This is a genomic window from Rheinheimera maricola, from assembly GCF_016918075.2.
GTDB classification, from domain to species: Bacteria; Pseudomonadota; Gammaproteobacteria; order Enterobacterales; family Alteromonadaceae; genus Alishewanella; species Alishewanella maricola_A.
Genome location: NZ_JAERPS020000007.1, coordinates 117,688 through 138,702, shown reverse-complemented (window position 1 = coordinate 138,702; position 21,015 = coordinate 117,688). Strand labels below are relative to the sequence as shown.

The window sequence follows — 21,015 nt, the reverse complement described above, 5'->3', positions numbered from 1 at the left end:
CGTCCTGCTTTTTGTCTAACAACGTTCGGCTTTGGTTAGGGATATACTCGATATTTCAATACAAATATCTCGTGACCATCGGCCTTTAATTGGAATAACTCTTTTGGCTACACCGTCTTCTTTTTGAAATGCCGCTATGACACCTAAGAATACTGCGCCTTTATTAATGACTAGTTTAAGCTCTTGATTTTTACCAGGAAACATCATTGCCTGATCTATACCTACAAGTTCGCCGCCCAACACTGCCTCGGTGGATACTAACAATTCGTCGATACTCAAATTTACAAACTTTGCGTCGTCATTCAGCTGAAATATTTTTAACACTAACGGGGAAGGGCGGCTATCGTGAGTCGGATTCAGATCGTTAGCAACATCAATAAATACTTTTATTTCATATGAGTCTGTACTAATCGCTTCAGCCAACACTGCACCAAACTGCGGATTGCTGGAACAGCCTGAAAATGCGAATCCACAACATAAGATAAACAGAACGTGTTTTACGTGTATCAACCTGGCCAATGCGCACACTCCTTTGAATATTCAGACCATTTATATGTCTCTAACTGTGAAATGTTCTTGGTAAAAGGATTTTATCGGTAGAATTAAACCCTAGCATATTATCGATATGCCGCAAACAAATAACAATTAGCAGTGTTGATTTTCCGAATTATTATGCTAAAAGTACATAAGTTAAGCAAATAGAGAAATACTATGCCGCCAGCAGCACGCCTTAGCGATATGCACACATGCCCAATGGTTACACCGGGTACCCCACCAATTCCACATGTTGGAGGACCTGTTTCAGGCCCATGCGTTCCAACAGTTATATTGGGAGGATTGCCAGCCGCAACAGTCGGTGATATGTGTGTATGTGTCGGCCCGTCAGATACTATCGTTAAAGGATCTTCAACTGTTATCATCGGTGGCAAACCCGCAGTTAGGATGGGCGACAATACTGCGCATGGTGGCGTTGTTGTTTCGGGACTACCGACAGTCATGATCGGTGGATAGATTTATAGCCATAATAGCAACCCTGAGACCAAACGGGGTCGACAAGAGCGTTGCTGGATAAACTTTAGTTGAACTTCAACAACACCCGGATTAATTACCAAATGGGATTTATTCATTAGGAAAGTTTGCAAAACACAAACGTATAATGTTTACTTAAACCTCGTTCTTAGGGGACCATGACAATATATTTTTCCTGTCATTAAACGGATTTTTAAATGAAAAAACCTAAAATTGCATGGCTGCTACTTTGCCTGCTGTTCTGGTTGTTTTGCTCGGCAGCTTACTGTCAAAATTCCGCTCGGTTGATCGAAGCGATTGCGGCAATTGAGGCAGAAATCCAGGTTCGCCACTATCATCTCGCCGAAACTTCATACAATGATAAAGAATTGACTCATGAAAAACTGAAGCAACTAGAGTTAGATAAGGCTAAGTTGTACAGTACGTTGCGAGCCGATATAAATGCAAAGAGCTCCTCAGATCTTTTATCTAAAGCTGATAATCTTACCGAAACATTCGCTTTTAATGATGATTTAAAACATAAATGCCAGTTAAATGAAGACCTTGAAAATTGTTTAACAAGGGGAATTCTAACTGTTGTTAAAAAGGCCATATTAGCTTTTGTCGATAATGCAGATCAAATCCCTGAACTGCCAACTCAGATACCTGAGAGTGGCAGTCTCACTCTTACAAAGTTTCAGAAATTAAAGTATACGGCAAATTATGACGTGTCTTTTTCCGAAGATGGCGCAGTTATGTACCTGTTGCGCGTCTCAGGAGCACTGACGAAAATACCATCGGATGAAGATCTGCAAAAACTGACGCAAAATCTTGAGCAACAATTACAAGCTGAGGTTCAAAGCAAAATACAACAGCTTGCAATGCAATATAAGGTTTCTCTGATGTACGATGAGAGTTTGATTGAAAAGCCTAAAAAGAAAAAGCGACTTATTGGTTCGTTTTAAACCTAATCATGGACAAAAAGGAAATAGAGCTATGAACAATAAACTATGGTTTGCAGGTGCTTGTTTAACTTCAGTCTTTACTTCAACCGTCTGTGCGGAAGATGTGGCTATTATCCCCAGAGCTGAAGCAGGGTTTTCATCCTATTCGCTCAAATTCGATGGCATAGTTCCGTTAGATGCATCAGGTAATGCATTGCAGGTTTCGTCGCAGCTGGGTGACAATGTATTCATTTACAGAGGCGGACTTACCATCGCCTATGCTGACTTTTACCTTGATATTCTCGGTTCAGTAAGCAGTGACTTCTCAGACATTCAGTTAATTCCGGAATTTGATGCATTGGAGAAATGGACAGGTGACAGAGAAGAGATCAATATTACAGTTGGCTACCAACTTTTCGAGTCAGGTTCAGTTTTCGCCGGCTATCGCAGTGGTGAGCTTAAGGCAGATGGCCAGTTAAATTCGAATTTTGCGTTTAAAAGTGACGGCTTTTACGTTGGAGCGAACTACGGAATCCCCGTTACAGACACCGGCGTAATTAGTTTCAATATCGCTTATGCACTTCTCGATGCTAGCCTAAGCGAAACCTTATTTGGCAGTATGCTGCCTTCGGCAGATGGTGATGGCAACGGCTTAAAATACGGTGTCGCTTGGCAAGCTTTTTTATCTGATACCGTACGTTATTCTATCTCTATTGATCAATATAGATACCAAACAGATTTAGCCTCGAATGCAGGTATTGATGTAAAAATGACGGAAAAGGAATCAGCGATTAGGTTGGGGGTTTCAAGGGTGTTTTAGAGCAAACTATTGTCGAATCATGCTAACCAAGTTTGCAATGTTGGTTCAGTAGATATAGGCACAGAAAATTCTCTGTGCCTCTACGTAACATTTTTAGCTAACGAGGGCTTCCCCATCCCCGGCAGATAAGACTCTTCGATGCGGCTTGATCTATAGTGTATGCGAGTTGTTGAACCCGGTGTATATTCCAACATCAGTTGCTGTAGATCTTGAATATCAGGTTTTCCCAGCAGTTTTTTAAACAAATCATTGGTTAACTCATTAGCCATTATGGTTTTGACTGTGAAAAAAATCTCACCGTTGACGTTGTACGAATAAGTTACAGTTAGCTTCCAATGCTTTGTTGTTGAGACTTGCTCCATACCACTGTTAAAAGCTCGAAGCCGATTCTGAATGGCTTCTTGATATAACTTCGCGGAAATAATGATAGCGCTTGTTTTGCTGTAGTCATCCAGGTTCACAACCGCATTTCTTTTCGCATTCACCCAATAATATAGACCGAATAGTATAATAACTATTAAAAATATGAGTGCTAGTGATTTTGTCGTCATTTATGCCAGGCCTCTGTGACGGCGTAATCAACGTGAATGATATGGTAGCCATTATCCTGAATAGTAACAATAAATCCCAACTCAACTTGCCCCCAATCAAACTCGATGGCAATCGGCGCTTGGCCTTGCTTGCCTGAAACCCAGGTGTAATGGCCATGCGAGAATTCAAGTCTGGTATCTCGGGTCTGAACAAGGCCAAAGGGCTCGCTTAGCCATCGTTGCCATAAAGCTGCTTCCACTGCCATCCATTCTGAGGGCGGCAAGCCAGAGTGAAGATATTTTTTATGGAGTCCGGTTATAAGGTACCCATTCAAAAGTAAGTCAATATCTCTGCTTTGTATTGCTGATACAAGGTTGGCTAATAAGGCATTAATGCTTGTTGATGGTGTGCTTTCGAGCTGGACAAAATTAATCTCAGCATCTGAAGAGAACGTGAAATGCTTAGTGTATGGTTTAAAATAAATTGGGGTTGTGCGCTCATCCCAACGCCATGCTTCAATTGTTTTAGAAGCATGATTATTTTTTTCTATTACTTTTATATCGCAAAATGCGTTTAATCGCTCAGGCTTGCTCCAGTCGTTTTTTACAGTCAATGACACACTGTTTCGATTTTTCTTCAGGTGAGGAGTCAACACAAAATATTCATATAGCTTATGTTCTAAAAGTGACGACTGGTATATAGGAATATCATTCACAACAATGTTGATGCTTGCTAAATTGCAATGGATGGATAATACAATAACTTTCAACTCATTCATCTTAAAGTACAATCGCTATTTCATGCTCATAAGCTGAGCCAAAAAAACTAACATTGATTTCAAAATGGAAAGACTGAGCTGGTGGAATGGTGCGAATTAACGGGGAGTTATCAAGCCTCACCACTGAAAAAACTCTGCCATGTCCACTTGCTACTACTTTTATATCGGCCATGTTGAGCTCTCTTAGCGCCCAGTCATCATTAAACAGGAAACCATAGAGCCATTCGACATCTTCCTCAACTTCAGCTAACTCTTGCTCGGTTAGCACCGCGATATCATTGAGCTTTGGTTTCTGTATAGCGATCAGCAATTGGGTATCTTTATTACGGAAACTTTGGTAAAGCTTATACGCAAATTCAACTAGCTTTTTTTTATTCGCCGGAGTGAGCTCAGCGGGTTTTGCCTGTTGCCAGGACCAGACCGGCATATCTTGTTGTATATCAAAACCTTCGTTGCAAACGATTAATCGTTCATTTACGATGTTCACTTCTTGCGGGTTGAGAGTAAAGGAAAAAATAGCAGGGCCTTCTACATCGCTATCGGTAGATTCAACCACTTTAACCTTTAGGTTGGGGATGACGAGCTGTTGTTTGGTTTCTTTGTCTTGGTAAACCTCAATCACTATATTATTATTACCAGATATAAGCAGCTGTGTGACATCAAGGTTTTTCGAGGTAGGGGCTGCATCGTATATTTGGGAAACGACTAAATCATTTATCTTAATCGCAGCGAAAATATTTTTAGCTCCCAGCAAGATAGCATATTTTTTCATAGTTAACTTAATCGAATATTGAAAGCTGGTGATTGGATAAAAGTGGCTTACTACTAATAATTTGATACTCCTCATCAAATGACAAGAAGCCACCGGCGACTTTAATACTTATTTTTGATTTTAAGCCAGAGAATAATAAATCAGCTTTAAACACTTTGTTAGATGGGTCTTGAGGTTTTGGATCCAATACCATTTTAAGTGCTACCCCTGACTCACCGCTTGCTTCAAAGGCTAAAACTCCTTTTGACCTACCAAGCTCGGCACCAAGCACAATGCTTATCTCACCATTTGCGCTGGCAGTCCAATGAGTATAGCGATCTGGCGCGACTCTGGTCAGATTGCCGTTTGTGCTTAGTTTGCCTTGAGCCGCTATATATAAAATGTCTCCTAAGTAACGCCTAGTCCAGTCGACTACTTTTGCTGGTACAGCAAGAGAACGAAGAGCGTCTAATAAAGGAATACGGCTTTCTAAACCAAACAAAGGATTTAAGCCAATTTGAATGTCATATTGATAAAAAGCTGTATGATCAGTATGTTCTTTCCATTGCGCAGCAATTGAAATTTCTCCTTTAGGGAATAAGAAGTTTAAGCGGTTCTTGCCAAAGACAAAATCGCACAATGTGTTCATACCCTCTTCTAGCTTTTTATAAAATGACCAGCTAGCTGGGCTGATTTTTATGCTGCACTGTTCACCAGGGTAAACCTTAATCGTAAAAGGTGAGCTAACTGAACCACATTTAATTCGTGGGGAGATACGATAGACATTTGGTGCAGCCTTCATAGCCCATCGGCCCAGCGGACTAATCGCTGCATGTCTGAATGCTAGCGGTTTAATTTCAAGTATACTCTTGTTACCTTTGATGGTTTTATTTGTAAAGCCACTTACTACCCATTCAACGGGCTCGCCGCATCCCCCATCAATATCTGCACTTAATGTCAGTTTTTCACTACTGGTAGGTTCTGGTACTACTTCTAGCTGATTGCTTGAAGATGCAGTACGACCATGTTGGCATTGAATAGTGGTTTTAGGTTTACAATGTTTTACGTTTTGGTTACACGGCGGTTGTTTAGGCTCAGGTTTTTTTGGTTCTGATACGATGGCTTTAGCGTTTGGACAAGGTTGCACAGTAGCGCCCGCTACTTTTTCTGTAAAACCAGAAGACTTTTTGGTGGTAACAGGTTTCAAAGCCAATGCTTTCATTATAGCTGCTTTTTTTGCTTCCTCAGCTGCGTTAGCGGCACGATAGTATGTATTCCAAGCTTGGACATATTGTCGGTGGCTTGGATCGTTCGGACGAATGCTTTTGCCAACCATTTCAGGGTACATTGCGAAAAATTTTTCATCTGCGGCTTTAACTGCAGCAGTTGAAAGCTGTTTTATCGTTGTCTCAGACATAATTTATTCCAACAACCACTCAACTATCGACTCAGGCGTCGATTGCACAGTATGAATATAATGAAAAGTAAAAACAAACTTCTCGTAGTTAGGTACTTCAGGTTCATTGTATTTATTAGATAATAATTTATGTTCAGGTGATAGCTCGAAATCACTACCTAATATCATGGTTGAAACTATGTATTTAAAAATATCTTGTTCGCTAATAAATCCCTGTGATTGTGCGATCTGTATAGCATCATAAATAAACTGGTTAAACTGCTGTGCAGAAATTTGACTGGTGAAATATGAAAACTCTATATGGGCATAAAAGAACGCTTCCAATCGTTTTATATAGGACTGGAAATTATGTTGCTCGACAACTTTTTCTTGACTGGAGTCAATTATTAACACTTTGCCACCCGGTTTAATGTGTATCAATTTGCTGGTTGGGATAATCTACCCCTGGAATGCCGTCGGGAAGTTCCTGACCTTTTGCCCTTAACAGGTGCAATAACGCCCCCCGCTTCTGATAAGCATCTTGTTCGGGGTCGCCGCCAAATTTTTTCTGATCATCGGCTAGAATATCTAATACGGACACTCCAGCTTTGGAACCGGTTTTATAATCTCCGCCTGCCTGAATATGTGCCATTAATCGGTCGTACTGGAACATCGACGCAAGCATGATCGCTATAGTAGTATTGTTGCTAGTTTTAGTCGTCAGAACTTCGGCACCTGCCTTTATCAGCGCATCAAACTGCTCCCATCTTTCATTTTCCAATGCGTAAAACAGTATTGGTCGCTTGTCATGCAGTAAATTGGGATCTAATCCACTTTCAAGCAAGATATTTATATAAATCGGATCCTCGTCTTCTGCTGCAGACTTTGCGGCAACTACACCTTTAGATGTGCGAAAATTAGGATTAGCGCCCAATGTTAGCAAGGTTTCAAGCATATCGGGTTTCGCGACTTTTATTGCCACTCTCAACGGAGTGTTTTCAAATTTACCGGTTGCATTGAGATCCACCCCACTGGCAGCCAGACTCTTTAACTTGCCACTATCTTCGGCAAGAATGGCAGCTATCACCGCCTGCTCATGCGGCTCACTAAAGTATTGAAGATAGTCTCTATCGTCCAAAGTAACTTCCCCCTCGCTGCAGCCGGTAATAGGAATCAAGTAGGCCAAGATAAATAATATCCATAATTTCATTCTGTTTCATACGTGTTGTTCAAGCTGCCCTAGATCATCCGTTTTTTGCTGTTCTATTCCGGCTATTACGGACTCCATACTGTGTCTGGCTAACAACGTGCGCGGATCAATCGATGCAAGCGGTCCAGGTACCATTGCCTGAATCGATTTCCCATTTGCCGTGGCCTCAGTTACTTCCTTAGAATTTTCTATGAATGGTACAATATGCTTTTTACCTGCCATGCCGTAAGTCAAGGTACCTTGCTCTGAAGTGGCTCTGTTTTGCATTGCTAGTGTGCTCGCACCTAGCACGCCTAGTGGACCAGCAATTGCGTTTCCAGCTACAATGCCTCCAGCCACAACAGCCCTTTGCATAGCGGTGTTTTGTAAACCAGTCACTGGATCGCCAGGCACCACAACATTGTCGACTAAGGGTTTGCCATCAATCGTCGTCATGGCAATATTCCGAGAGAAGTCACCCATTCGCTCCAAGGTATCAGGATGCACGCCCGCCGGATTGAAAGCATAAGTTTTACTACCACTAACAATCCCCGCTGCCGTAGCCAATCCGCCACCAAGTGAATGCCCAGTGACTTCCAATTGTGCTCCTAATGCTTTGCTTGCATCACGGGCGATGTTCATCGCTTTAGAATAGTGTTCAGTTTCTCCCCCCGCAGACTGCACTGCATTAACTTTCCAATCTTCTTTACCTTGAGTGCCTCGATAAGAAATAACATACTTTTCTTCGCCAAAAACGTCCGGATCGGTTTTATAAATATCCACAAAAAAACCATCTTGGTTTTCGTCGGGGTTAAAGTCCGGCTCCAGTGCCGGAAAGCTTTGAGGATCCAGACCCAAATCGACGAGCTCATCTGCGCTTGGACGAATCCAGCCTTCGGGAGGTTTGTTTTGACCAATCCCGTAAGCATCGTTTGCCAGTCGAGCACGTTCGACTGCACGATTATTGAACTCAAACCGCTCCGTGGCTTTTTCAAGCGCAGCTCGCTCTGGCCCGTGAGGCATATCTTTGGCATGCTCCTGAGCGGCGGCAATCTTATTTTGTCGGTAAGCCACCCGCTCCTTTTTACTACGATTAGGGCAGAACTGAATTTTTTCACCCGCCGCCTTGGGACCCAGAAACTTACTAACGCTCTGTTTAGCTTTGTGTACCTGAATAACAACATTTGTGGCAACATTCCTTGCCGCCTTTTGCGAAGCTGAAGCGACATCGCTCACACCTTCTTTAAAAGCCTGACCAACTGACTCAGCTGCTTGGGTAATATTAGCGAAGACTGACGTTGCGGAATCAGTCGCTTGCTCATAAGCGCTTTGTAAGGCAGAACCAAACATTTATTCCTGCTCCAATTTTAGCAATTCCGGTTCATCCTCCGCTAATACTGCAAAGCTCTGTTCAATAAACAGCCAGAGGCCTTCAGCCTTTTCCAAACCTGATAATGCAGTGTCGTCAAGCAGGTTTCTGGCGGCATCAAACTTATCGTCAAAGTCTTTTCCCATTAACCATGCACAGGTGATATAAGCCGCTAAATCAGACTCTGCAGTTATGTTATATAAGCTAGCTCTATCGGTAAGAGCTAATATCGCAGCTTCTAACTCACTATCGGCAACTTCAACGCTCTCTGCGAAAACACTATTAAGATATTCCCGCATTCTTGTCGCATATAGCTGCTTCGAAATATTGGCTAACTGCGAGCTATCAAGCTTCAACATTGTTTTTTTCACCAGGTTCGGCTTCTACAATCCAATCGTTGAACCTGACTGTAAAGTCTTCTGACTTTAATCTCGCTTGTTTTATAACTCCATTCTGAGCTAGGGGATAATACAAACTGCTAACACCAGAGAATAGCTCTTGATTTTGTTCTGAATCACAGGTCGGTAAAAAAACATGCATCACCCTTGGATCGTAAAAGCGAAACATCAAAGTCTTCGCCTCTGGCGATCTCACCAGTTGCAGCTTGCGAATTTGTTTTCGAAAGGATTTTGGCTCCAGCGGTGACTGCACGAAAATATTCCAGTGGTTGTCCCAACCCTCTTTTATTAGCCATAGAGTAAAGGCACTGTCGCGTTCCAGCACTACCATATAAGGGGCAACTTCTTCCAGGTCTGGTTCAAGGGTGCCACTCCACAAACAGCTGCTGAAGGGTTGCCACTCGTAAAGTTTGAAACGCAATTCAGGGCATGCAGCACCGTCTACAACCGCGTAAACATACTGCTCTTCATCACTAAACAATATATCTTGAATATTATTGGTTTGATTTGTGGTCAACATTTTATTTCTTCGCCGCCTCACATTGTTCACAGAATGGCGTACCGGATGCAGCTGCATGTTTCATAGCTTGTGCTTGGGGGCCGTAGCTTGAAGGTCGTATAGGTATTGATCTATCTTTGATAGTTTCGACTTTGCCAGCTTCTGCCTTATCGGCTTCTTTTGCCTCAATCGGCTTGGCTACCCTGGCTGGCTGTGCCGGCGCAGCTGGAGAAGCGGGTGCAGCGGCCCCGCCACTATTTATCATGACCATTGGACCAGAAATCTGCACGCCTGCAGGCCCGATACTAATAAAGCTGGGGCCGGCTTTAAGGTTTATGGTAGCACCGGCCTGCAGGTTAATAGTCATGCCAGACTTTATGTCAACACTCATACTACTTTTAAGGCCAAAATTCATTCCCGCTTCCAGCTTAATATCCATACTGGCTTTCAGGTTTTCAGATGCACTGATTTTTGTTTTACGATCTCCGCTGACAGTGTAACTTTCTGCCCCTTTGGTTTCTTGGTTTAAGTCACCATCGACCAGGATCTGCCTGTCGCCTTTTATGTGTGTAAAGGCATCGTTGCCAACAATTCTATGTTGATTGTTACCAATAGAACTGAATTGGTCGTTAAGCACTTTTTGATGACTGTCGTTACCAATAAATTCGAAAGCATCGTTTTTAACCCGAATGTCTTTATTACGCTCTGCGTGGATAAAAACCTGTTCCTTGCCTTTTTTATCTTCAAATCTTAGCTCATTGAAACCTTCACCACCTTTAGATGAATTGGTTTTAAGTGTACTGATGGTTTTTTTTGCTGGCAATTTATAAGGACTACGGTTGTCACCATGATGCACACGACCAGTAACAATTGGCATATCTGGGTTGCCATCAATAAAATCGATAATAACCTCTTGGCCAACCCGGGGTAGTGAAAAGCCACCATATCCCTGCCCTGCCCAAAGCTGGCTGACACGGATCCAGCAAGAACTATTTTCATCCGCTTTGCCGTATCGATCCCAATGAAACTGCACTTTAATACGCCCATGTTCATCGGTATAAATTTCTTCCCCTTGTGGGCCACTGACGATGGCAGTTTGCGTGCCATATACTTTAGGTTTTCTGGTTACAGCCTGAGGTCTATAGGGCGTATCAACAGGAATAACATTAAAAGAGTTGTTATAGCTGTTACCTTCCAAAGTAGCGTACTGTTGATATGCTTGAGCTTGAGAGGCTTTATGAGAGATAGACGTGACTAAGTAGTCACCAGAGAAACTACCCCGTCGTTGATCGTCGAGTGTAAATACATATCCTGGAATCAGGCGATTAACATTGCCAGAACCGCCCCCAATGGTGCGAAATGTGTTAATTGATTCAAGCTTTATTTTAGCTAACGTATCACCGCGTGAATTTGCATCAAACAGACCCGGGTATTGAAAGATTTCACGCTCTTTGTCGTGATCATCTTGTTTCTCTGATTGAAGATTTAATGATGGCTTAAGAAAGTTATAATCCCTAAGTGTGACCTTACCTGGTTTCAGCGATTGCCTGACAACAAATTTCTTAATTTGCTGATTTGACACAAGCCCCTTTGAATCAGAAACATAGGGAACTACGGAGTCTTCTTCAATTTTTTCGCAGATTGAAGAATCATCACTAAAAACTAAAACGTGCTTATTGTCATCGTGCTCAAAGTAATAAAATATCCCTTCATGCTCCATTAATCGGGATATAAATTCAAAATCGGACTCTTGATACTGTACACAGTATTCAATTGGCGAATAACTGCCTCTACAGGTCCAGCGATATTCATCGCCTTCCATGCCTAATTCGTCCAGCAGTTCTGTAATGATGTCTTTCACTGATTTTAACTGAAAAATTCGACTGTTTACGCGATGCAGCATTGGCCATATTTTAGGAACAACGCTTGCATTGTAAGTACTAAATTTCTCGCCCTCATCAGCCAGTTCGAATCCCGCAATAACTCCGTGAATAAAACGATCATAGATAAGCTCGTCAGAAAATGCGTTAACATCCTCCTGATGGTTTATGCTTTGAATGGTGATAACGCAAGCTCTTCCTACCATATCTTCAAAAGTAATATCTGCGTCTTCTGACAACAATTCCAGATTGAAACTATAGAGCCCAGATATTTGTTCTTCTCCGTTGAGTTTTGCAACGCTGAAATCAATGGTCTTATCTGCCATTTCGAAGAACATAAACTCCTCGTTAGCGTGAAACCCCATCCCTTACTCCCTAGATTCATTGTTGTTTTCCAAGTACATAATAGCTGTACAGCGAAAACGCATGGATAATATATCTGGCCGAATATGTTTAGATACTAGCTTAACTCGATAAACCAACCCCAAAATACATAAACACATTCAGTTAGAGATTAAAGCCTGTCTACCATACTAAAAGAAATGCTGCACCGGCAGCATTTCTTTCATAATTAACGCAGCTTCACTAGGCGCGAGGGGCTCTCCAGTCATCAGAACCCGTAGTTCCGGCAACTTCGTGGGTCCAGGTAATGCGACGATAAGTCAGCGCAACATCTTCCATATGCGAAAAGTGCGCCATAGCTGGATCCTGTGCATTTGGCATATATGATTTAATATCAACAATCACCGCATCTTCTAATTCGTGTGTAAAATAGTGCTCCTGCACGCCAGTCATTGACGTACGGTACCATTTCAAAACAACTTTGGTTAACCGCTCACCGCTACACAGTGCATCAAATAACTTAGGTGATGATTTGTCATAAACTTTGGTTAGTATAAAAGGCTGATGCACTCGCTGACCACTTGGCTGACCGCTTTGTGGATCCCGCGGAATAATAACTTCGTGTTTAAACGCTTGTACTGTTGCCTCATCAGTATGATCGGTCTGATAAGCATTACCCATTGATTCGACGGTGTTTGCACCTTCAGTAAGGTTGCCTGATTTTGTTCCTTCGATTGAAATGTATGCAACTGTTGGCATAGTAATTTTCCTTTATGCTAGTTAATAAAAGCTAAGCTTGGCCTGCAGCACTTAATATCCATAATACATGCCAACTTTAAAAAATCGAAAAATAACATAGAAATCAATCAAGTAAAAAACAAGCCTAGTCTTTTAATTCTATACAAAGTGGTATGAGTAATTTTCTGCATGCATATTGCTGCGCAGGTGAGCAATAAATCTCCCAGCTAACGGCGTTGAGTTAGACGAATGCTCTGGTTTGACAGGAATTTAAAGTGTAACTACTATTTTCCAGTTCGTTACAATAGCCGAAAGGGGAACCAATATGGATGTTATAGAGGAATTTAAATCAGATGCCGTAAATCTATCCGGTAAAGTATTTGAAAATCAGTTTTGTGGGGGGTTGGCAATTCTTACAGGTACGCTTAGTGGGTATGCCTTGGCTGCCCCCCCTCCTTATGGCCTTGGACCGTTTGGACCTGTTGCAGGCGCTGTCATAGGTTCAGTCTCTTATAAGGCATGTGATAAATTTGGACTTGATGATTTGATAAAATCTCAGTTTTAATATTCTTTAATCATCTAACCGTCTAAGACTATAACGGCTAAGCTTTTCGACTAATGTGCGTCTTGAAAGGCCCAGTTGATTGGCTGTTATTGTCTGATTGCCCTTATTCTCCGCTAATTTTTTTCTTAAAATGTCGGCTTCATACTGACCTACTACGTCCTTCAATGTTTTATTCTCTAAGTTAATAGCACTATCAAACTTTTCTACCGGCTTTCGTTCCTTAAGCTCAACTGGAAGACTATCAAATGCAATAACACATCGGTCACCCGCGAGGATCACTGCGCGTTCTATAACATTCTGCAATTCACGAACATTACCCGGAAATGGATATGACTGTAAAAAATCCAACACTTTAGGTTCAATTTGTTTAATTTTTTTACCATACTGCTTCGCGTACTTATCTACAAAGTAATAGGTTAACGTAGGAATATCCGTCACGCGCTCTCTCAAGCTTGGTAACCGGATTGGAAAAACATTTAATCTATAGTACAAATCCTCTCGGAACGTGCCTTCTTTGACCATATCAAGTAGTGCTCGATTAGTGGCAGCAATAATTCTCACATTAACTTTTACTGTCGTAGTACTACCTAATGGTCTAACCTCTCCCTCCTGAAGCACGCGTAATAATTTAGATTGAAGCGACATTGGCATCTCACCAATCTCATCCAAAAACAAAGTACCATTATGCGCTTCTTCAAATAGTCCTTTTTTATTACAAGTTGCTCCACTAAAGGCGCCTTTGTGATAACCAAACATTTCACTTTCAAGTAAATCGGCAGGAAATGCCGCGCAATTTTGTGCTATAAACTTCCCCTTTTTTACCGGGCTGTTTTGATGAATCGTCACTGCAAATAATTCTTTGCCGGTTCCTGTTTCTCCACTGAGTAACACCGTTGCTGTTGAGCTAGCTACTTTTTCAATTAAAGCAAATACCGTTTGCATGGCATGGCTTCGGCCAATAATCTGATCTGACTGTAAAGACTTAGAAATTCTGCCTTTAAGCTCTTTATTTTCAACAATAAGTGAAGCATTAAGCTCATCTTGTTGGCGAAGTAAAGTTTGCTTTTCGTTGAGTAGTAGCGAGTTAGAGATAGAAATAGCAGCAATTGCAGCAACCCCTCGGACCAGATTTTCAAGATCTACCGGGAATCCTTCCACTTGGTCGGGGCCACGTAAAGTATGATTGAAAAGCATCATCACACCTGTGCTGATCCCCTCACGATCAGTTAATGGGACCGCCAAAATAGATTTTGTATGCAAGTTTGTAATGCAATCATTATTATAAAACTCTTTAAAGTTGAAACCCGAATAACTATAGATATCTTCCACACTAACCAATTGCCCGGTTACAGCACAGTAGGCGCTGATTTCAGTTAAATGATCTCGGCTAGAACTCGTTAGTGGAATATTACTCATCATGATTTTGGGATGATTTAGCAGGCTGCCCTGCCAAACCTTAGGCACAAGAAAGCGTTGGGTTTTATCTAATAAGTAGATACAACTAGCCTCAGCGGAAGCTAGCTTTTGTGCAGTTTCGACAATAATATTTAGTTGCGAATCTAAATCGCGCGTTTTGGCAATAGCCTGGCTGACATTTAGTACATCAACCAGTGTTAGCAAAGGATTTTCTAAGCTGTTCATGTACCTTCTCCCTGGTTCATTCACTCTCAAGGCTACTATTTTAGCTATGAAAATTCAGTCTCAAAATTACCTTCGGCGTTTATTTTAAGCTCTATCTGTGAATATTCTTCCTCATCACTGAGTGTTTCCAGTATGGCAGTTGCAATCACAGGTAAAATCGAGCCATTCAATATGTGGTCGACATTACGAGCGCCGGAGTCCACATCGGTACATCTCGCAGTGATAGTTTCAACAACATTGTCGGAAAATACCAACGTTAATTTTTGACTATGTGCCAAACGTTGTTTCACTTTATTCAGTTTCAATCTGACAATTTCTTCAATCACATTTGCCTTCAAAGGCAAAAATGGCACAATTTGCATTCTGGCGAGTAACGCTGGCTTAAAGTGAGCACTCAATACAGGACGAATAGCTGTTGATATTTCTTCGATTGATGGCATTTTTTCATTGTTTAGATATAAATCAGTTATTATATCTGTAGCAAGATTGCTGGTTAGAAACATCATCGTATTCTTAAAATCAACTAGTTGACCTTCGCCGTCTGACAGCACACCTTTATCAAACACTTGATAAAACAGGTTAAGAACTTCAAGATCTGCCTTTTCAACCTCGTCAAGCAAGACAACGGAGTAAGGCTTTTGTCTTACCGCTTCTGTCAACATACCGCCTTCACCAAAGCCAACATATCCAGGAGGAGAACCAATAAGACGTGAGACGGAATGCTTCTCCTGAAATTCTGACATATTTACCGAGGTAAGATAGCGCTCACCACCAAATAATAAATCAGCAACACCGATACAGGTTTCTGTTTTACCTACACCACTGGGGCCGACGAATAAAAAAACACCCATCGGGGTATCTGGATTGTTGATACCCGCCTTGGAAGCACGTATACCTTTATCTATTGCCGCAATAGCATGATCCTGCCCTTTTATCCGTTTGCCGAGCTCCTCCCTGAATGTTAACACTGCTGAAGCTTCGTCCTTAACCATTTTGCCAACCGGAATTCCCGTCCAATTGGAGATAACTTCACCAACTACTTGTGGTGACACTTCATAATGTACTAGGGGCTCGTCTGCTTGCAATTCTGTCAATTCAGATTTGAGCTTTATAATAGTCGCCTTGGTTTGCATTTCGATATCAGCGTCTGAAACATCTGCAAGTGACTGGCGTAACTGAATAATCTGGGAAACCAGTGCAGTTTCGTCGTGCCATTTTTTACTAAGTTCAGCATGTAGACTCTCTAACTCAGCTATTTTAGTATCAAGATTGACAAGCGCATCGCCTTCTTCCACGATGTCAGCCTTAACATCGCGTTGGATCGCTGCGCGTTCCCGCTGCAAAGTTTTCACATCGCGTTCTACATTATCAATAACTTCAGGTTTAGAACCGATACTAATCTTTACCCTAGCGGCGGCAGTATCTAAAACATCAACTGCTTTGTCAGGTAGCTGACGGCCATTAATATAGCGGGCAGACATTTGTGCAGCCGCAACAACAGCATCGTCACGAATATAAACACCATGTGATTTTTCGTAAATAGAACTTAATCCTCGAATAATAGTTGCGGCTTGCTCGGGCGATGGTTCATCAAGTTTTACCAATTGAAAACGGCGCGCTAACGCAGGGTCTTTTTCAAAATACTTCTTGTACTCAGACCAAGTTGTCGCAGCTATAGTTCTGAGTTCACCTCGCGCTAAGGCTGGCTTGAGTAAATTTGCTGCATCGCCGCTTCCCGCAGCACCGCCAGCACCTATTAGGGTATGGGCCTCGTCTATGAATAATATTATTGATCTAGGGGATTGTTTTACGCCGTCTATTACACCCGTCAAACGCTTTTCAAACTCGCCTTTGACCGACGCCCCAGCTTGCAGCAAGCTAAGATCCAAGCCGTATATTTCTACGTCTTTTAGAATTGATGGCACATCTCCTTCTACAATTTTGAGTGCCAACCCTTCAACTACTGAGGTCTTGCCTACACCTGCCTCGCCAACACAAATTGGGTTATTCTTGCGGCGTCTGGCCAAAATATCGACCATTTGCCTAATTTCTCTGTCACGGCAAAAGACCGGGTCAATTTTTCCATCGCGCGCTTGCTGCGTAAAATTCACACAATATTTCTCAAGCGCTTGGCTTTGTTCGGTATTGGTTGGCAGCGTATCAGTTCCTAAACCTCCCGGATCTTGAGAAGTTTTACTTTCTTTTGAATCAATAACCACTTTATCAAACTGCTGCTTGAGCTCGTCATAAGGGATACATTCAATCTCGTCAATATAACTCGATAACCCATGTCTACGGGAATTAGCCAAAATCGCCAAAAGAATAGACCCGGACCTGATACTACCGAAGTTTTGCTCTAATGATGCTATTAACCAAGCATCTTCAAGCAATCCAACAAGCGTCTTTGAGAAAACTGGTTTCTGAGTATTACCACTTCTTTCACTTTCAATGGCAGTTTGAAGTACTTTCACAAATTTTATGATATTTACATCATAGTGTGCCAATATCAACGCAAAATCGCCAGGCTGTTCAAGGAGCTTTAAAATGAGGTGCTCAACATTTATTTCATAATTCCCATTCGTGACACACAAGCCAGCAGCACCTTCCAATGCCTGAGTACACTGAGAATTTAGCTTTCCAACAAAAGCCTTCAATTTTATCTTATCCATCGTTCTTGCTTCCTTTATATATGAGCTTTAGTCAAATAACGACATGACGTGATTGTGTGTCTGATGGGTTCAACCAACTAGAATAACCCAATATAGTTGGCGAAACAGGATCAAGATTAAATTGCAATCTGCTCTTATTATCTAAGTGCAATCCAACGTCTGCAATTTGTTCCGGCGATTTTAGGAACTCTAACAGTGCCTTTAATTCAAAGTAATAATGACTGTCGACTAGTTGACCTATTTTTTCTGGAATAAATCTAAAGTAAGTATCATCATCTAATCCAAAAAGATGAACCCTGAACTTACCTTGGCAATCACCAATACGTTGGCCACAAAGGAAACTTTCTCCTAGTCCATTATTAGCGAAACCCAGATAACTGACCTGATCTAAAGGTATAGAAATTTCACGGAAAACACATTCTTCAACTTCAACGTTCTCCAAATACACATCAAAATAACCGGCTATAACTTTTTTAATTACTTCGGCAGATCCTTGCTTGAGCGACAACAGTCCTGAAAATTTCAAAAGCTTATGCCATTTAACGGGTGACTCTAAGCGATCAGCCTCAGATGGCGCACCAATAAGGCTGTATAATATATTCAGATTATAGTCGTTCGTTAAATTTGATGTTCGATAAGGATGATATTTCCGAGTTGCTTGCAAATAAAGATAGATGAGACGATGATTGAAAACATCTAAAAAATCACGTTGGTTAGCGCTCAGTCTGTGATGCATTTGTAGATAGGCTTTTTTTTCAAACAACTCATTATATTGCAGGTTAGTTAGAACCTTATCTATAGTTTCGCCTTTCTGTATCGCAGTGATTTGTTGTTGAGAAAGCACAATTTTTTTTACTATATTAGACCCAATGTCTTTAGTATCTTGATTCAGACGTTTTCTAACATTAAGCATATCCAATCGCTTCTCCTGATAGGCTTTTAATTCAGAGAGAGAATGAATATAAAATGTAGACAATTCGACTGATTCTACTTCAACTAATTCATCAATAACTTCTTGAGTAAAATAATCAGGCAATGGAGAAGCAGGGCCGTAGAGCCCCATAAAGTTTACGACTACTTCGAAACGCCCGTCATCCAATTGATAGATATCATCTATGTCTGACGATGGAAACGCAAAACTTGGATTAGCCCTGAACAAAAAAGGCTCACTATTAACGGACTTAAGACTGGAGATACCATTTTCAAAATCTCGTTCAATAAGTTCTGCCGCCTTAGAGAAGGTGTATTTCTTTGGTTCCTGAACTAATTTCCTAGTTAAAACAAGGCGCGTTTTCCGTGATGCATGTTCCATTGATAATTCTCACCAGATTCAACAGCAATAACTTCCAAAATGTGAAACGAGTTTGTGCGAGCATACTGCGAAAAGAAAATGTTTAGAACTGACGCAAAAATAAACATATTGGCTTCACCAATTAGCCCTTTTGCACCGAATTTACTTTCTCTTAAATGTAGCGTAGTTTTCAACCCTGACACTGGTAGTCCTTTAACAATTCTTTCGTACGTGCTTGTGTTTATAAATTCAATACCTTCGTGCATTTGTTGATTAGAACGTTGTTTCTGACGATTGCCTATTGCTGCAAAGTCATAGTACTTAATTAGTAATCTTAAAGAGTCTATCGAAGCCAGACTGTTGTATTGTATTGCTAAATTTGAGATTAGACGCCAGTGAAGCTTTCGTTCGAAAGGTGGCGGAAGTGCTTCAGTTGTGTTTATAATATTTTTGAACGTTACTATATCTGGAGAGTTACCACTATAATAAGCCACTTGACCAACTTGTAACGCACTAGCTAAATTTCTGTTTGTGCAGGTTAACCTTGTACTTATAATCTCTTCATGATCTGCAAACTCATTAGCGCTGCTATTATGCAGGTATAAGTAATGATCAACACCATCAGAAATGGTAGCAGGGACTTTTCTTAACTTGTAAAAGAAAGAATTACTCGTTGATAATTGTAGATCATGATGCTGGAATGTTTCATACGCTGTGTAGGTATTTTGATCTATTTTACCTTTGACCTTTCCTTCAACACTGTCGACGGAGAAAATTTCTATGTGGCTACTAAACTTAGTGTCTGGTCTTAAAAAATATTCAATTCGCTGGTTATTGACTCGAATTGGCGACCCATCATGCTCAAAAAGATTCACTATCGGCGTGCAAAAAAGACGAAAATTCTCTTTCTTTATTGAATCAATATCAAATTTTGAAAACCTAAATTTCAAAGAAAATGATTCTATATCCGGAAGAGAAATTAAATTTCCTATTCCTTTAATATCAATAAAAAGAAATTTCTTCTGAAACTGAAAGTACTCTTGCAATAGTCTATAACCCGAGAACATGCTGCTATCTGCTGGTAAGAGGCTTTCGCTATCAGCGAACCCAACAGGATGAACATATTCTTTTGACAACCCCTGGACTAGCTTTACCGTTCCGTCATAAAAATTCAACGCTACATCGAAATTCTGCAAGTATCTAAAAAAATGCAAGTATAGAACGGTAGCAACTTGGATTTTCTGCTCATCATGAAGAAATAGTCTGATTTTTTTCAGCCCTAAATCTGCACTAGCAACGCCAGACTCAAGACTAAAATGGAGACTCAACTCAGTACTATCAGTTTTATGAGTAATTTTCGCATCACTTATAGCTATGGGGCTAACATCTACGTCGTAACAGGTTCTGAATATACAGGCAGTGCCGTCAACCTCTGCAGATTGTACAACTGCACCTTTAGCTATTTTGGTTTGCTCTGATAAAACATGTAGTCTTGGAGTAAAAGCTAATATGCTCATCGCCGGCACCGGCCGGAGATAATTTGGCCAGAGCAACTCTATCAACGAATGTGAAATTTCCGGAATTTCATCCTCTAGCTTTTGGCGGATCCTCCCGGTGAGGAATGCGAAGCCTTCAAACAATCGCTCTACATCGGGATCTTCACCTTCTTCTGAGAGCAAATTGGCAAGGCTGGGGTTCTGTTCAGCAAAAGCAGCTCCAAGCTCGCGTAAATAGTTAAGTTCGTCTTGAAAAAACTTATTTTGAGCCATGTAATTAGACTACCTCTAAAATCCCGGAAGAAGACTTTCTAGTTTCAAGACGAACACGTTCAGAGAGACCTCTTGCGGTTAAAACGCCGACAATTTCAAACCTAAGCTCAAGCGGCTTGGTTTCATCCCTGACAAAATTTACACGGACTCGCTTCAAACCTGATTCATATTTTTCAATATTCTCCTTAATAGCTTTTACTACTTCTTTTACAGCAATACTAAATCCGTACTTCATATCGAGATCGTTGAAATCCGGAAGGCCATAGTCAGGGTTAGCTAAGCAGCTACCCTGACGTATATTGAATATTTTCTGTAGATGCAAAAAAACCGTTTGTTTATATACGTGATGGTCAAACTCAACGCTGGTTGTTTTACCGTCAACCCCAGTTTTGACTCTCCGCATCAAATAACTTTCTTTTTTTTGCACTTTACTCATG

21 protein-coding genes are annotated in these 21,015 nt (G+C 41.2%); 4 read left to right on the top strand and 17 right to left on the bottom strand.

Translation table 11 applies throughout. The features are described 5' to 3' along the window. Positions 1 to 15 precede the first annotated feature (15 nt). Positions 16 to 519, bottom strand: coding sequence for a type VI secretion system lipoprotein TssJ (gene tssJ, locus I4W93_RS17710; RefSeq protein WP_205312131.1), 504 nt, complete (start codon positions 517 to 519; stop codon positions 16 to 18). 192 nt (positions 520 to 711) lie between these two features. Here tssJ and I4W93_RS17705 point away from each other — a divergent pair, with 192 nt between their 5' ends. From I4W93_RS17705 to I4W93_RS17695, 3 genes are all read left to right on the top strand, one after another. Beyond that, entirely contained in the window at positions 712 to 1,011 is a 300-nt protein-coding gene (locus I4W93_RS17705; RefSeq protein WP_205312132.1) for a PAAR domain-containing protein, read from the top strand. A gap of 215 nt (positions 1,012 to 1,226) precedes the next feature. Beyond that, positions 1,227 to 1,973, top strand: a complete 747-nt coding sequence (locus I4W93_RS17700; protein ID WP_205312133.1) for a hypothetical protein — start codon at positions 1,227 to 1,229, stop codon at positions 1,971 to 1,973. A 31-nt stretch (positions 1,974 to 2,004) separates the two neighbouring features. Beyond that, complete coding sequence (locus I4W93_RS17695; RefSeq protein ID WP_205312134.1) at positions 2,005 to 2,772, top strand: hypothetical protein; 768 nt, start codon at positions 2,005 to 2,007, stop codon at positions 2,770 to 2,772. 80 nt (positions 2,773 to 2,852) lie between these two features. On the opposite strand, the gene I4W93_RS17690 is transcribed toward I4W93_RS17695, so the two are convergent. The 11 genes from I4W93_RS17690 to I4W93_RS17640 all read right to left on the bottom strand — a co-directional run bounded on the left by I4W93_RS17690 (position 2,853) and on the right by I4W93_RS17640 (position 12,664). Then, positions 2,853 to 3,323 carry a hypothetical protein gene (locus tag I4W93_RS17690; protein WP_224673533.1) on the bottom strand — a complete coding sequence of 157 codons (471 nt, stop codon included), beginning with the start codon at positions 3,321 to 3,323 and terminating at the stop codon, positions 2,853 to 2,855. Further along, on the bottom strand, positions 3,320 to 4,081 hold the full coding sequence (locus I4W93_RS17685; RefSeq protein ID WP_205312136.1) for a hypothetical protein: 762 nt from the start codon (positions 4,079 to 4,081) through the stop codon (positions 3,320 to 3,322). The genes I4W93_RS17690 and I4W93_RS17685 overlap by 4 nt, the downstream gene beginning before the upstream one ends. Before the next feature lies 1 nt (position 4,082). After that, on the bottom strand, positions 4,083 to 4,853 hold the full coding sequence (locus I4W93_RS17680) for a hypothetical protein (RefSeq protein ID WP_205312137.1): 771 nt from the start codon (positions 4,851 to 4,853) through the stop codon (positions 4,083 to 4,085). 7 nt (positions 4,854 to 4,860) lie between these two features. Continuing rightward, entirely contained in the window at positions 4,861 to 6,249 is a 1,389-nt protein-coding gene (locus I4W93_RS17675; RefSeq protein ID WP_205312138.1) for a hypothetical protein, read from the bottom strand. 3 nt (positions 6,250 to 6,252) lie between these two features. Then, positions 6,253 to 6,642 carry a hypothetical protein gene (locus I4W93_RS17670; RefSeq protein ID WP_205312139.1) on the bottom strand — a complete coding sequence of 130 codons (390 nt, stop codon included), beginning with the start codon at positions 6,640 to 6,642 and terminating at the stop codon, positions 6,253 to 6,255. Positions 6,643 to 6,655: 13 nt separating this feature from the next. Continuing rightward, entirely contained in the window at positions 6,656 to 7,438 is a 783-nt protein-coding gene (locus I4W93_RS17665; RefSeq protein ID WP_205312140.1) for an ankyrin repeat domain-containing protein, read from the bottom strand. 6 nt (positions 7,439 to 7,444) lie between these two features. Beyond that, positions 7,445 to 8,767, bottom strand: coding sequence for a Tle-like phospholipase domain-containing protein (locus I4W93_RS17660; RefSeq protein ID WP_205312141.1), 1,323 nt, complete (start codon positions 8,765 to 8,767; stop codon positions 7,445 to 7,447). Beyond that, positions 8,768 to 9,157: a hypothetical protein gene (locus I4W93_RS17655; RefSeq protein ID WP_205312142.1), complete on the bottom strand. Its 390-nt coding sequence runs from the start codon at positions 9,155 to 9,157 to the stop codon at positions 8,768 to 8,770. Beyond that, complete coding sequence (locus tag I4W93_RS17650) at positions 9,132 to 9,704, bottom strand: DUF4123 domain-containing protein (RefSeq protein ID WP_205312143.1); 573 nt, start codon at positions 9,702 to 9,704, stop codon at positions 9,132 to 9,134. The genes I4W93_RS17655 and I4W93_RS17650 overlap by 26 nt, the downstream gene beginning before the upstream one ends. 1 nt (position 9,705) lies before the next feature. Beyond that, on the bottom strand, positions 9,706 to 11,928 hold the full coding sequence (locus I4W93_RS17645; protein WP_205312144.1) for a type VI secretion system Vgr family protein: 2,223 nt from the start codon (positions 11,926 to 11,928) through the stop codon (positions 9,706 to 9,708). Between the two features lie 220 nt (positions 11,929 to 12,148). Then, positions 12,149 to 12,664 (bottom strand): Hcp family type VI secretion system effector, encoded by a 516-nt coding sequence (locus I4W93_RS17640; RefSeq protein ID WP_205312145.1) that lies wholly within the window; start codon positions 12,662 to 12,664, stop codon positions 12,149 to 12,151. Between the two features lie 304 nt (positions 12,665 to 12,968). On the opposite strand from I4W93_RS17640, the gene I4W93_RS17635 reads away from it, so the two are divergent. Further along, on the top strand, positions 12,969 to 13,208 hold the full coding sequence (locus tag I4W93_RS17635) for a hypothetical protein (protein ID WP_205312146.1): 240 nt from the start codon (positions 12,969 to 12,971) through the stop codon (positions 13,206 to 13,208). 6 nt (positions 13,209 to 13,214) lie between these two features. On the opposite strand, the gene I4W93_RS17630 is transcribed toward I4W93_RS17635, so the two are convergent. The 5 genes from I4W93_RS17630 to tssE are packed head-to-tail and all read right to left on the bottom strand — an operon-like array spanning position 13,215 to position 21,014. After that, positions 13,215 to 14,849, bottom strand: coding sequence for a sigma-54-dependent Fis family transcriptional regulator (locus I4W93_RS17630; protein ID WP_205312147.1), 1,635 nt, complete (start codon positions 14,847 to 14,849; stop codon positions 13,215 to 13,217). A gap of 44 nt (positions 14,850 to 14,893) precedes the next feature. Further along, entirely contained in the window at positions 14,894 to 17,518 is a 2,625-nt protein-coding gene (tssH, locus tag I4W93_RS17625) for a type VI secretion system ATPase TssH (RefSeq protein WP_205312148.1), read from the bottom strand. Between the two features lie 31 nt (positions 17,519 to 17,549). After that, on the bottom strand, positions 17,550 to 18,830 hold the full coding sequence (locus I4W93_RS17620; RefSeq protein WP_205312149.1) for a type VI secretion system baseplate subunit TssG: 1,281 nt from the start codon (positions 18,828 to 18,830) through the stop codon (positions 17,550 to 17,552). Beyond that, positions 18,794 to 20,578, bottom strand: coding sequence for a type VI secretion system baseplate subunit TssF (gene tssF, locus I4W93_RS17615; RefSeq protein ID WP_205312150.1), 1,785 nt, complete (start codon positions 20,576 to 20,578; stop codon positions 18,794 to 18,796). Before tssF ends, I4W93_RS17620 begins: the two co-directional genes overlap by 37 nt. Before the next feature lie 4 nt (positions 20,579 to 20,582). Further along, positions 20,583 to 21,014 (bottom strand): type VI secretion system baseplate subunit TssE, encoded by a 432-nt coding sequence (gene tssE, locus I4W93_RS17610; RefSeq protein ID WP_205312151.1) that lies wholly within the window; start codon positions 21,012 to 21,014, stop codon positions 20,583 to 20,585. Between the last annotated feature and the right edge of the window lies 1 nt (position 21,015).

Excerpts from the sequence above, each read along its gene's own strand:
- I4W93_RS17705 (WP_205312132.1), top strand. The coding sequence starts at position 712 with ATGCCGCCAGCAGCACGCCTTAGCGATATGCACACATGCCCAATGGTT.
- I4W93_RS17700 (WP_205312133.1), top strand. The coding sequence starts at position 1,227 with ATGAAAAAACCTAAAATTGCATGGCTGCTACTTTGCCTGCTGTTCTGG.
- I4W93_RS17695 (WP_205312134.1), top strand. The coding sequence starts at position 2,005 with ATGAACAATAAACTATGGTTTGCAGGTGCTTGTTTAACTTCAGTCTTT.
- I4W93_RS17690 (WP_224673533.1), bottom strand. The coding sequence starts at position 3,323 with ATGACGACAAAATCACTAGCACTCATATTTTTAATAGTTATTATACTA.
- I4W93_RS17685 (WP_205312136.1), bottom strand. The coding sequence starts at position 4,081 with ATGAATGAGTTGAAAGTTATTGTATTATCCATCCATTGCAATTTAGCA.
- I4W93_RS17680 (WP_205312137.1), bottom strand. The coding sequence starts at position 4,853 with ATGAAAAAATATGCTATCTTGCTGGGAGCTAAAAATATTTTCGCTGCG.
- I4W93_RS17675 (WP_205312138.1), bottom strand. The coding sequence starts at position 6,249 with ATGTCTGAGACAACGATAAAACAGCTTTCAACTGCTGCAGTTAAAGCC.
- I4W93_RS17665 (WP_205312140.1), bottom strand. The coding sequence starts at position 7,438 with ATGAAATTATGGATATTATTTATCTTGGCCTACTTGATTCCTATTACC.
- I4W93_RS17660 (WP_205312141.1), bottom strand. The coding sequence starts at position 8,767 with ATGTTTGGTTCTGCCTTACAAAGCGCTTATGAGCAAGCGACTGATTCC.
- I4W93_RS17650 (WP_205312143.1), bottom strand. The coding sequence starts at position 9,704 with ATGTTGACCACAAATCAAACCAATAATATTCAAGATATATTGTTTAGT.
- I4W93_RS17645 (WP_205312144.1), bottom strand. The coding sequence starts at position 11,928 with ATGGGGTTTCACGCTAACGAGGAGTTTATGTTCTTCGAAATGGCAGAT.
- I4W93_RS17640 (WP_205312145.1), bottom strand. The coding sequence starts at position 12,664 with ATGCCAACAGTTGCATACATTTCAATCGAAGGAACAAAATCAGGCAAC.
- I4W93_RS17635 (WP_205312146.1), top strand. The coding sequence starts at position 12,969 with ATGGATGTTATAGAGGAATTTAAATCAGATGCCGTAAATCTATCCGGT.
- I4W93_RS17630 (WP_205312147.1), bottom strand. The coding sequence starts at position 14,849 with ATGAACAGCTTAGAAAATCCTTTGCTAACACTGGTTGATGTACTAAAT.
- tssH (WP_205312148.1), bottom strand. The coding sequence starts at position 17,518 with ATGGATAAGATAAAATTGAAGGCTTTTGTTGGAAAGCTAAATTCTCAG.
- I4W93_RS17620 (WP_205312149.1), bottom strand. The coding sequence starts at position 18,830 with ATGGAACATGCATCACGGAAAACGCGCCTTGTTTTAACTAGGAAATTA.
- tssF (WP_205312150.1), bottom strand. The coding sequence starts at position 20,578 with ATGGCTCAAAATAAGTTTTTTCAAGACGAACTTAACTATTTACGCGAG.
- tssE (WP_205312151.1), bottom strand. The coding sequence starts at position 21,014 with ATGAGTAAAGTGCAAAAAAAAGAAAGTTATTTGATGCGGAGAGTCAAA.